This window comes from Micromonospora sp. MP36, from assembly GCF_008119785.1.
Lineage (GTDB): Bacteria > Actinomycetota > Actinomycetes > Mycobacteriales > Micromonosporaceae > Micromonospora.
The window spans coordinates 23,417-34,212 of sequence record NZ_VSFA01000077.1 but is presented as its reverse complement, the minus strand read 5'-3'; the positions used below and the strand labels follow the sequence as shown (position 1 = coordinate 34,212).

Sequence of the window (10,796 nt, the reverse complement as noted above, 5' to 3'; positions counted from 1 at the left end):
TGACGGGGATCACCTCACGCCCGTACCAGTCGGCTTTGTACTCCAGCATGCTGCGGAACTGACCCCAGGCCGCGCCGGAGATGACGCGGGCCAGGCGGCGGTTGCGGAGCATGTTGCGCACGCTGAGGTCTTCGATCGCGACCGTTTGGGTCTCACGGACGAGTCGAGTGGTCAGCTGGTGCAAGTGGTCCCGACGCCGGTCGGCGATCCGGGCATGAATCCGAGCCACCCTGAGCCGGGCCTTCACCCGGTTCGCGGAGCCCTCCTGTTTGCGGGCCAGGTCCCGCTGCGCCTTGGCCAGCTTCCGCCGGTCGGCCTGCCCGTACCGCGGGTTAGCCACCTTCCCCTGCTCGTCGCTTACCCCGCTGATCGGGTGGGACAGGGTGAGCAGGCTGGTGATACCCGCGTCCACACCCACCTCCCCAGCGACCGGCGGCAGCGGCTGCACCGTCTGGTCCTCCACCAGAATGGACACGAACCAGCGGCCCGCAGCATCGCGGGACACGGTGACCGTGGAGGGCTCCACCCCGGCGGGCAGGGGCCGCGACCACACGATGTCCAGCGGGGTGGTCATCTTGGCTAGAGTGAGCCGGCCGTCACGCCAGCGGAATGCGGAGCGGGTGTATTCGGCCGACGCCCTAGATTTGCGCTTGGACTTTGAACCTCGGGTACCGGGCCCGCTTGTCCCAGAACGCCGCGAACCCGGCCTGCAGGTGCCGCAGCGTCTGCTGCAACGGCACCGAGGACACCTCGTTCAGGAACGCCAACTCCTGCGTGCGCTTCCACTCGGTCAGCCACGCCGAGGACTGCACGTACGTGGTGCGCTGGCGGTCCACCGCCCACGCCCGGGTACGGGCTTCCAACGCCCGGTTGTACACCAGACGCACGCACCCGAAGGTGCGGTTCAGCTGACCAGCCTGTTCAGGGGACGGGTAGAAGCGGTACTTGTACGCCCGCTTCACCACATCACCCACGCCTCACAATTTACCGTCCACGTAAGACAACCATGGGAACGGAGGGAGCGGCGTTTCCTCCCGGCCCTAAACGGTCGGGTCTACACGCCGCAATTCTGATGAGCGTCATCGAGATGAGTGGGCTGCGCAAGGAGTTCACCGTCCGGGTGAAGGTCGGGCGGCTGCGCCGGGAGCGGCGGACGGTCACCGCGGTCGACGGGGTCGACCTGCGGGTCGAGCGCGGCGAGATGCTCGGCTACATCGGCCCGAACGGTGCGGGGAAGTCGACCACGCTGAAGATGCTCACCGGCGTGCTGATGCCGTCGGCGGGGGAGGCCCGGGTGTGCGGGCTGCGCCCGGTGGCCGAGCGGACCCGGCTGGCGCTGCGCATCGGCGTGGTCTTCGGCCAGCGCTCGCAGCTGTGGTGGGACCTGCCGCTGCGCGACTCGTTCGAGCTGCTCCGGCACGTCTACCGGGTGCCCGCGGGCGAGCACGCGGCCCGGCTGGCCCGGTGCCGGAGCCTGCTCGACCTCGACGAGTTCCTGGACACCCCGGTCCGGCAGCTCTCCCTCGGCCAACGGATGCGCGGCGAGCTGACCGCCGCGCTGCTGCACGGCCCGGAGGTGCTCTTCCTCGACGAGCCGACCATCGGGCTGGACGTGGTGAGCAAGCAGGCGGTCCGGGGCTTCCTGGCCGAGCTGGGCCGGGCCGGCGACACCACGCTGGTGCTCACCACCCACGACCTGGCCGACATCGAGCGGCTCTGCCGGCGCCTCGTGGTGATCGACCACGGCCGGGTGGTGCACGACGGCTCGATCGCCGCCCTGCACAGCCGGTACGGCTCCCGCCGCATGGTCGTCGCCGAGCTGGACACCGCGCTGCCCGAGCCGCCGGCGCTGCCCGGCGCGCCGCTGCAGCGGGTGGAGGCGGACGGGCACCGGCTGGTGTTCGCGCTGGAGTCGGCGACCGTTGCCGAGGTGGTGGCCGGGCTGGCCGGCCTGGCCGCGCTGCGCGACATCGCGATCGTCGAGCCGGACATCGAGGAGGTCGTGGCCCGGCTCTACCGCGCCCCAGTCGAGATCGCGTGAGGAGGCGCAACCGGGAAGCTACGGCTTACCGGGCAGGTGCCTCACGGGTGCTCCATCACCAGCACCGCGAAGGTCCCCGGGGCCAGGGCCTCGTACCGGTGCGGCGCGTCGCCGGAGAACGTGGCGTAGTCGCCCGGACCCAGCTCGACCAGGTCGGACTCCGGGCCGACGCGCATCCGCCCGGCGGCGACCACGACGTGCTCGACGCTGCGCGGGGTGTGCGGCTCGGCCACCCGGACCGCCCCGGGCTCCAGTTCCATCACGTAGACGTCGCGGCGGGCGTGCGGGGCGCCGGCGGCGAGCAGCGTGGCGGAGAAGTCGGCGTGCTCGGAGCGGATCCGCGGACCCTCGCCGGCGCGGATCACCCGGACGGCGGCGGTGGGCGGCTCGACCAGCCGGCTGAACGGTACGCCCAGCGCCACGCCCAGCGCCCACAGCGTCTCGACGCTCGGGTTGCCGACCCCGGACTCCAGTTGCGACAGGGTGGACTTGGCGATGCCGGCCCGGCGGGCGAGTTCGGTCAGCGAGATCCCGGCCCGGTCGCGCTCGCGACGCAGGGCGGCCGCGATGGTGGCCAGCGGGGGAGCGGGGTCGGCGGCCATTGTTCGCTCCAGAGGTCGGTTTGTTCGGTTTGACGAACGCGCGCTGTCACGTTCAGGATAATGGACATGCGTACGGCATATCGAACGGGCGATCGGGGCGTGCTCCGCGACGTCGCCGCCATCGGGGCGGCCATGGTCGCCGTGGGCGCCTCGTTCGGCGCCGTGGCGGTGGCCGCCGGGCTGCCGGCCTGGGCGGCCCTCGCCATGTCGGTGTTCCTCTACGCCGGGGGCGCACAGTTCATGGCGGTGGGTCTGGTCGCCGCCGGCAGCCCGCTCGCCGCGGTCCTCGCCGGCCTGCTGCTCAACGCCCGGCACCTGCCGTTCGGCCTGGCCCTCGGCGGCACCCTCGGTCAGCGGCGCTGGCAGCGGCTGCTCGGCAGCCACCTGATGACCGACGAGGCGACCGCCTTCGCCCTGGCCCGACCGGCCGGACCCGGGCGACGGCGGGCGTTCTGGCTCGCCGGGACGCTGCTCTTCCTGGCCTGGAACGCGGGCACCCTGCTCGGCGTGCTCGCCGGTGGCGCGGTGGGCGACCCCGGCGCCCTGGGCCTCGACGCCGCCTTCCCGGCCGGCCTGGCCGCCCTGCTGCTGCCGAGCCTGCGCGACCGGGACACCCGCCGGGTCGCGCTGGCCGGCGCCGGGCTGGCGGTGCTGGCCACTCCGCTGCTGCCGGCCGGGATGCCGGTGCTGCTCGCGCTCGCCGCCGTGGTCGTGCCGGCGCTCCGCGGCCGCCGTGCAGCCGGCGCCGACTCGGTGCCCGACGGGACGGCGCCGGCGGGTTCGGGGAAGAAGGACGGGGTCGCGCCGAGCGGCGCCGACGACGCCGGGCAGGTCGTCCGGGCCGGGGAGGCGTCGTGCTGATCGCCGTGATCCTCGCCCTGGCCGTCGGCACGTACGGCTTCCGGGTCACCGGGGTGCTGCTGCGCGACCGGCTGGAGCTGCCCGAGTGGTCCCGGCAGTTGCTGCCGGTCGGCGCCGCCGCCCTGCTGGCTGCCCTCGCCGCGACCGCGGCGCTGACCGAGGCCGGCGGTTTCGCCGGCTACGCCCGGCCCGCGGGGGTGCTGGTCGGGCTGGCGCTCGCCTGGCGGCGGGCACCCTTCGTGCTGGTCGTGGTCGCGGCGGCCGGCACGACCGCGCTGTTGCGCCTGCTCGGGGTGGCATGACCCGGCCCCTCCCCGCCTGGGCGGGAAGGGGCCGGGCCGGGGCCGGGACGGGTCAGATCTTGTCGCCGATGTTCACCTGGGGCGCGGGGGCACGCATCTTGCGGAAGGTGATCGACCGCATGATCGCGTAGAAGTAGAGCGAGCCGAGCTTCTCGGTGCTCTTCGGGTAGCGCTCGCGGACCAGCTTCTTGATCTTGCGGGAGATCAGGATCGAGTCGATCACCAGGCCGAGCGCCAGCGCGCCCCACAGCAGGTTGGAGATCAGCCGCACGATCGGCGGCATGGCCTGGTTGGAGCCGAGCAGCACGATCAGCGCGCCGCCGAAGAACCAGGTGCCGACGGTACGCCGGGAGTCCACCACGTTGCGGGCCAGCAGCCGCTCGGGGCCCCGGTCGCGCGGGCCGCCCTCGCGGCGGAACTCGGCCGCCGCCTCGGCGCGGGCCGCCCGGCGCTGCTCCCGCGCCTCCTCCTTGGTCAGCGGCTTGGTCGGCGCGCCCGGCCGGCGGCCGGCGGTGGGCCGCTTCGGCGTGGCCACGCCCAGCTCCTTCTTGCTCGGGGTGTAGCCCCGGGAACGGGCAGCGGCGGGTGCCTCGTCGGTCGTCACCGTGGTGACGGACTCCTCGACGAGGTCGGCGGGCTTACGACGAAACAGCGACGGCACTCGTGAAGGGTAGCCAAACGGCCGCGCCCGGTGCACATCGCGGGTGCACCGGGCGCGAAGAAAGACGGTGTGATGTTACGGACGCTCGACGTGTGCGCCCAGGTCCGCCAGCTTGGCCTCGAAGTCCTCGTAGCCCCGGTTGATCAGGTCGACGCCGTACACCCGGGAGGTGCCCTCGGCCGCGAGGGCCGCGATCAGGTGGCTGAAACCGGCCCGCAGGTCCGGGATGACCAGGTCGGCCGCGTGCAGCTTGCTCGGGCCGGCGATCACCGCCGAGTGCTTGAAGTTGCGGCGGCCGAAGCGGCACGGGGTGCCGCCCAGGCAGTCCCGGTAGACCTGGATGTTGGCGCCCATCGAGTTGAGCGCCGTGGTGTAGCCGAGCCGCTGCTCGTAGACCGTCTCGTGGACGATCGACAGCCCGCGGGCCTGGGTCAGCGCGACCACGAGCGGCTGCTGCCAGTCGGTCATGAAGCCCGGGTGCACGTCGGTCTCGAGGGCGACCGACTTCAGCTCGCCGCCGGGGTGCCAGAACCGGATTCCGCCCTCCTGGCCCGGCTGCCCGGCCCGCGGTGGCCGGAGGTCGGTCACCTCGTACTCGCCGCCGACCGAGCGGAAGATGTTCAGGAAGGTCATCATGTCGGCCTGCTGGGCGCCCAGCACCTCGACGTGGCCGCGGGTGGCCAGCGCCGCAGCGGCCCAGCTCGCCGCCTCGATCCGGTCCGGGATCGGCCGGTGGGTGTAGCCGTGCAGCTTCGGCACGCCCTGGATCTCGATCACCCGGTCGGTGTGCACCTTGATGATCGCGCCCATCTTCTGCAGCACGCAGATCAGGTCGATGATCTCCGGCTCCACGGCGGCGTTGCGCAGCTCGGTGACGCCCTCGGCCATCACCGCGGTGAGCAGCACCTGCTCGGTGGCGCCGACGCTCGGGTACGGCAGGGCGAACTTCGTGCCGTGCAGCCCGTTCGGGGCGGACAGGTGCAGCCCTTCCGGCCGCTTGTCGACCGTCGCGCCGAACTCGCGCAGGGCCTGGAGGTGGAAGTCGATCGGGCGCGGACCGATGTGGCAGCCGCCCAGGTCCGGGATGAACGCGTGGCCGAGCCGGTGCAGCAGCGGGCCGCAGAACAGGATCGGGATCCGGCTGGAGCCGGCGTGCACGTTGATCTGGTCGGTGCTGGCGCTCTCGACGTTGGACGGGTCGAAGACGAGTTCGCCGTCCTCCTCGCCGTCACTGACCTTGACCCCGTGCAGGCCGAGCAGCCCGCGGACCACCTCGACGTCCCGGATCCGCGGCACGTCGAACAGCCGGCTGGGGGTGTCACCCAGGAGGGCGGCGACCATCGCCTTGGATACGAGGTTCTTCGCGCCGCGCACGCGGATCCGCCCTTCCAGCGGAGTGCCTCCGTGAACGACCAGGACGTCGTCGGTCAACGCAACCTCCAGCGCGTTGGTACTGCCGTGCAGATGGTCGGGGCTCACGATGTGCATCGCTACCCGCAATGCGGCCACGGGAAAACCGCCCGCGTGTGTCGTCGCCCCGGCAGCATAGCCCTCCGTGACGAAAATGGAATCGGTCACATCACCAGCGAGGGCACGAACCGGGGTGTCCCGTGCGTTTCCGTGCCAGTGATGTGACCGAGGGTGATCAAGCGCCGGGGAGTGCCAGCATCTGGTCGAGCGCGGCCCGGGCGTGGTGCGCGGTGTCCGGGTCGACCGTGATCTGGTTGACCACCCGGCCGGCCACCAGCTCCTCCAGGGCCCACACCAGGTGCGGCAGGTCGATCCGGTTCATCGTCGAGCAGTAGCAGACCGCCCGGTCCAGGAACATGATCTGCTTGTCCGGGTGGGCCAGCGCCAGCCGGCGGACCAGGTTCAGCTCGGTGCCGACCGCCCACGCCGAGCCGGCCGGGGCCGCCTCGATGGTCTTGATGATGTATTCGGTCGAGCCCACGAAGTCGGCGGCGGTGACCACCTCGTGCCGGCACTCCGGGTGGACCAGCACGTTGACCCCCGGCACCCGCTCTCGGACGTCGTTGACGCTGTCCAGCGTGAACCGGCCGTGCACCGAGCAGTGCCCGCGCCACAGGATCATCTTCGCGTCGCGGAGCTGCTCCGGGGTCAGCCCGCCGTTCGGCTTGTGCGGGTCGTAGAGGACGCAGTCATCCAGCGAGAAGCCCATCTCCAGCACCGCGGTGTTGCGGCCCAGGTGCTGGTCGGGGAGGAAGAGCACCTTCGACCCCTGCTGGTACGCCCAGTCCAGCGCCCGCTTCGCGTTCGACGAGGTGCAGACCACGCCGCCGTGCCGGCCGACGAAGCCCTTGATGTCCGCCGAGGAGTTCATGTAGGTCACCGGGACGGTGTCCTGCGCCACGCCCAGCTCGGTCAGCACGTCCCAGGCCGTCTCGACCTGCGACAGCACCGCCATGTCGGCCATCGAGCAGCCGGCGGCGAGGTCGGGCAGGATCACCCGCTGGCGGTCCGAGGTGAGGATGTCCGCACTCTCGGCCATGAAGTGCACGCCGCAGAAGACGATGTATTCCGCGTCCGGGCGGGCCGCCGCCTCCCGGGCCAGCTTGAACGAGTCGCCGGTCACGTCGGCGAACTGGATCACCTCGTCGCGCTGGTAGTGGTGGCCGAGCACGAAGACCTTCGTGCCGAGCGCGGCCTTGGCCGCCGCCGCCCGGGCCACCAGGTCCGGGTCACTCGGCGCGGGGAGGTCACCCGGACACTCCACGCCACGTTCGGTGGCGGGGTCGCTGCCGCGGCCGAGGAGCAGCAGCGCAGTGGCGGTGTTGGAGGGCTCAACCCAGGTCGAAGTCACGCCCCCCATGGTCCCACAGCGCCACCGGCGTACGGCCGCCGTCGGTGTGGCCTGCCACACTGCTCGCCATGCGCGTGCTGCTCTGCCCCGACAAGTTCGCCGGCACGCTGCCGGCCCAGGAGGTGGCCGCCGCGGTGGCCGAGGGCTGGCGGTCGGTGGCGCCCGACGACGAGGTGCTGCTCCGGCCGCTCGCCGACGGCGGGCCCGGGTTCGTCGCCGTGCTCGCCGAGGCGCTCGGCGGGCGGCGGCTGCCGGTGCCGACCGTCGACCCGCTCGGCCGCCCCGCCGCCGGTGAGATCCTGCTCACCGACGACGGCACCGCCTACCTGGAGAGCGCCCAGGCGTGCGGGCTGCACCTGCTGTCGGCCGCCGAGCGCGACCCGAAAGCGACCACCTCGTACGGGCTGGGGCTGCTGGTGGCCGCGGCGGTCGAGGCGGGGGCGCGGACCCTGGTGATCGGGCTGGGCGGTTCCGCCACCAACGACGGGGGTGCCGGGATGCTGATCCCGCTCGGCGTCACCGCGCTGGACGAGGCGGGCCGGGCCCTGCCGTACGGCGGAGCGGCGCTGGCCGCGGTGGCCGCGCTGGACGGCGCGCCCCGGGTCCGCGGCGTCACCCTGGTCGCCGCCACCGACGTGGACAACCCGCTGCTCGGGCTGCACGGCGCAAGCAACGTCTACGGCCCGCAGAAGGGCGCCACCCGGGAGGACGTCCTGCTGCTGGACGCCGCGCTGGAGCGCTGGGCCGGGGTGCTGGAACGCGAGCTGCCCGGCTGCCCGCCGGGGTTCGCCGGGCTGCCCGGCGCCGGGGCGGCCGGCGGGCTCGGCGCGGCGGTGCTCGCCCTCGGCGGCCGGTGCGAGTCCGGCATCGGGCTGGTCTCCCGGGCCATCGGGCTGGACGCCGCGCTGGACGCGGCCGACCTGGTGGTCACGGGGGAGGGCTCCTTCGACCACCAGTCGCTGCGCGGCAAGGTGGTCGCCGGGGTGGCCAACGCCGCCCGGGACCGGGGCGTGCCCTGCGTGGTGCTGGCGGGACGGGTGAGTACCGGGCGGCGGGAGGCCGCCGCGGCGGGCGTGACCGAGGCGTACAGCCTGGTGGAGCACTTCGGCGGCGAGGAGCGCGGCGGGGTGGCGGCGGCGATGGACCGCCCCGCCGAGGGGCTGCGCGCGCTCGGCGCCCGACTCGCCCGCCAGTGGAGCCGGTGACCGCTGCCTGGCCTGCGGCGCGGCTCACCCGGCAGGGATCACGCCACCGGAGGTGACGCACCGCGGGGCGGCGTACGATCGGATCTGGACCACACCGGGAATGACTGGGCGACGGGAAATGTTGGCCAGTGCGTCCGGACCCATAGCGCGCAGGGAGATTTCCACGTGACCACGCCAGCGCAGACCGAGTCGACCGAGGCCAAGGCCCCCAGCACCGTCGTCCTCACCGACGTCGCGGCGCAGAAGGTCAAGGCCCTGATCGAGCAGGAGGGCCGCGACGACCTGCGGCTCCGGGTCGCGGTGCAGCCGGGCGGCTGCTCCGGCCTGCGGTACCAGCTCTTCTTCGACGAGCGGTCGCTCGACGGTGACATCGTCACCGACTACGACGGTGTCGAGGTCGTCGTCGACCGGATGAGCGCCCCCTACCTGGCCGGCGCGACCATCGACTTCGCCGACCGGATCGACGCCCAGGGCTTCACCATCGACAACCCGAACGCCGGCAACTCCTGCGCCTGCGGCGACTCGTTCAGCTGAGTCGACGCCGGCCGGCCCCACGGGCCGACGGATGACATACGGACACGGCGGGACCGCCCCTCACCGGGTGGTCCCGCCGTGCTGTCTTCCCCGCCGGCAGGTGTCCGCGCGGTGACCTTCGTACGTGCGGAGTATGGCCGGTTGTCGACCGACCCCCGTCCGCCCCGGCGGAGCGACCGGTAGGCTGACCCGCGCCGTGCTCCCGACCACGAGGGTTGACATGAAGATCGCCGTGACCGGCTCGATCGCGACCGACCACCTGATGAGCTTCCCGGGCCGGTTCGCCGAGCAGTTGATCGCCGACCAGTTGCACAAGGTGTCGCTGTCGTTCCTCGTGGACGACCTGGTGCTGCGCCGTGGCGGGGTGGCCGCGAACATCGCCTTCGGCATGGCCCAGCTCGGGCTGCGCCCGGTGCTGCTCGGCGCGGTCGGCGCCGACTTCGCCGACTACCGCTCGTGGCTCGAGCGGCACGGCGTGGACTGCGACTCGGTGCACATCAGCGAGGTGGCGCACACCGCCCGGTTCGTCTGCACCACCGACACCGACATGTGCCAGATCGCCTCGTTCTACGCCGGCGCGATGAGCGAGGCCCGCAACATCGAGCTGGCCCCGGTGGCGGAGCGTCTCGGCGGCCTGGACCTGGTGCTGGTCGGCGCCAACGACCCGGAGGCGATGATCCGCCACTCGGCCGAGTGCCGGGAGCGCGGCTACCCGTTCGTCGCCGACCCGTCCCAGCAGCTCGCCCGGATGGAGGGCGAGCACGTCCTCGGGCTGATCGACGGCGCCGACTACCTGATGACCAACGACTACGAGAAGTCGCTGCTGCTGAGCAAGGCGGGCCTGACCGACGCGCAGCTGCTGGACCGGGTGAAGGTCCGGGTCACCACGCTGGGCAAGGACGGCGCGGAGATCGCCGGCCGGGACTTCGAGACCATCCACGTGCCGATCGCCCGGGAGATCGAGGCGGTCGACCCGACCGGCGTCGGCGACGGGTTCCGGGCCGGGTTCTTCGCCGCCCTCTCCTGGGGGCTGGGCCTGGAGCGGGCCGCCCAGGTCGGCTCGCTGCTGGCCACCCTCGTGCTGGAGACCGTCGGCACGCAGGAGTACCAGGTTCGCCCTGACCTGTTCGTCAAGCGGCTCGCCGAGTCGTACGGGGACGCGGCCGCCGACGACGTCCGGCCGCACCTGCTGCCGTGACCTCCGGCGTACCCGGCCCGGACGGCGGGGTCGCCCCCGACGCGGTCCGCCCCGGTGTGGGCGGGCCGGTGCTGGTCGCCTTCGCCGGGCTGCCCGGCGTGGGCAAGACCACCCTCGCCGTCCGGGTCGGTGCCGCCCTGCACGCCCCGGTCCTGCCGGTCGAGCCGGTGGAGCGGGCCCTGCAGCGCTACGGGCTGGTCGGCGACGTCCCCGAGCTGGCCGTGTACGGCGCGGTCGCCGGGCTGGCCGAGGTGCAGCTCGGGCTCGGGCTGAGCGTGGTGGTGGACGCGGTGAACCCGGTGGCCAGCGCCCGGGGAATCTGGCACGACCTGGCCGAGCGGTCCGGCGTGCCGCTGCGGATGATCGAGGTGCACTGCGGGGACGAGGCGGAGCACCGCCGCCGGGTCGAGGCCCGGCTGCCCGACGAGCAGCTGCCCAGTTGGGAGCAGACCCTGGTCCGCCGGGCCGAGTACGAGCCGATCATCGGCCCCCGCCTGGTGGTGGACACCGCCGTCGACACCGACCCCCTGCCGGGCATCCTCGCCTACCTCCGTTGACCCCCGCCGCGGGT

At 73.0% G+C, this 10,796-nt stretch carries 12 protein-coding genes and 1 pseudogene; 7 read left to right on the top strand and 6 right to left on the bottom strand.

The features are described from left to right. Nucleotides 1-607: pseudogene (locus tag FXF52_RS42600) on the bottom strand (RNA-guided endonuclease InsQ/TnpB family protein); the annotation flags it as partial. 31 nt (nucleotides 608-638) lie between these two features. Beyond that, nucleotides 639-974 (bottom strand): helix-turn-helix domain-containing protein, encoded by a 336-nt coding sequence (locus FXF52_RS42595; protein WP_222870770.1) that lies wholly within the window; start codon nucleotides 972-974, stop codon nucleotides 639-641. A gap of 98 nt (nucleotides 975-1,072) precedes the next feature. On the opposite strand from FXF52_RS42595, the gene FXF52_RS31105 reads away from it, so the two are divergent. Further along, nucleotides 1,073-2,041, top strand: a complete 969-nt coding sequence (locus tag FXF52_RS31105; protein ID WP_148802172.1) for an ATP-binding cassette domain-containing protein — start codon at nucleotides 1,073-1,075, stop codon at nucleotides 2,039-2,041. 41 nt (nucleotides 2,042-2,082) lie between these two features. Here the strand turns inward: FXF52_RS31105 and FXF52_RS31100 are convergent, their stop codons facing one another. Further along, nucleotides 2,083-2,643 (bottom strand): helix-turn-helix domain-containing protein, encoded by a 561-nt coding sequence (locus tag FXF52_RS31100; protein WP_148802170.1) that lies wholly within the window; start codon nucleotides 2,641-2,643, stop codon nucleotides 2,083-2,085. A 66-nt stretch (nucleotides 2,644-2,709) separates the two neighbouring features. Between FXF52_RS31100 and FXF52_RS31095 the strand changes: the two genes are divergently transcribed. Further along, nucleotides 2,710-3,504, top strand: a complete 795-nt coding sequence (locus tag FXF52_RS31095) for an AzlC family ABC transporter permease (protein WP_148802168.1) — start codon at nucleotides 2,710-2,712, stop codon at nucleotides 3,502-3,504. Next, a complete protein-coding gene (locus tag FXF52_RS31090; protein ID WP_148802166.1) occupies nucleotides 3,498-3,806 on the top strand; it encodes an AzlD domain-containing protein in 309 nt (102 codons plus the stop codon). The genes FXF52_RS31095 and FXF52_RS31090 overlap by 7 nt, the downstream gene beginning before the upstream one ends. A 52-nt stretch (nucleotides 3,807-3,858) precedes the next feature. Here FXF52_RS31090 and FXF52_RS31085 read toward each other — a convergent pair whose 3' ends face one another. The 3 genes from FXF52_RS31085 to nadA all read right to left on the bottom strand — a co-directional run bounded on the left by FXF52_RS31085 (nucleotide 3,859) and on the right by nadA (nucleotide 7,288). Continuing rightward, on the bottom strand, nucleotides 3,859-4,467 hold the full coding sequence (locus tag FXF52_RS31085; protein ID WP_148802164.1) for a DUF3043 domain-containing protein: 609 nt from the start codon (nucleotides 4,465-4,467) through the stop codon (nucleotides 3,859-3,861). 75 nt (nucleotides 4,468-4,542) lie between these two features. Next, nucleotides 4,543-5,955: a UDP-N-acetylglucosamine 1-carboxyvinyltransferase gene (gene murA, locus FXF52_RS31080; RefSeq protein ID WP_255472519.1), complete on the bottom strand. Its 1,413-nt coding sequence runs from the start codon at nucleotides 5,953-5,955 to the stop codon at nucleotides 4,543-4,545. Between the two features lie 157 nt (nucleotides 5,956-6,112). Continuing rightward, nucleotides 6,113-7,288 carry a quinolinate synthase NadA gene (nadA, locus tag FXF52_RS31075; protein WP_148802162.1) on the bottom strand — a complete coding sequence of 392 codons (1,176 nt, stop codon included), beginning with the start codon at nucleotides 7,286-7,288 and terminating at the stop codon, nucleotides 6,113-6,115. Between the two features lie 68 nt (nucleotides 7,289-7,356). Between nadA and FXF52_RS31070 the strand changes: the two genes are divergently transcribed. From FXF52_RS31070 to FXF52_RS31055, 4 genes are all read left to right on the top strand, one after another. Further along, nucleotides 7,357-8,493: a glycerate kinase gene (locus FXF52_RS31070; protein WP_148802160.1), complete on the top strand. Its 1,137-nt coding sequence runs from the start codon at nucleotides 7,357-7,359 to the stop codon at nucleotides 8,491-8,493. Nucleotides 8,494-8,658: 165 nt separating this feature from the next. Continuing rightward, on the top strand, nucleotides 8,659-9,027 hold the full coding sequence (erpA, locus tag FXF52_RS31065) for an iron-sulfur cluster insertion protein ErpA (RefSeq protein ID WP_089005934.1): 369 nt from the start codon (nucleotides 8,659-8,661) through the stop codon (nucleotides 9,025-9,027). A gap of 220 nt (nucleotides 9,028-9,247) precedes the next feature. After that, entirely contained in the window at nucleotides 9,248-10,225 is a 978-nt protein-coding gene (locus FXF52_RS31060; RefSeq protein ID WP_148802158.1) for a carbohydrate kinase family protein, read from the top strand. Next, a complete protein-coding gene (locus FXF52_RS31055) occupies nucleotides 10,222-10,782 on the top strand; it encodes an ATP-binding protein (protein WP_148802156.1) in 561 nt (186 codons plus the stop codon). Before FXF52_RS31060 ends, FXF52_RS31055 begins: the two co-directional genes overlap by 4 nt. Nucleotides 10,783-10,796: the final 14 nt, after the last annotated feature.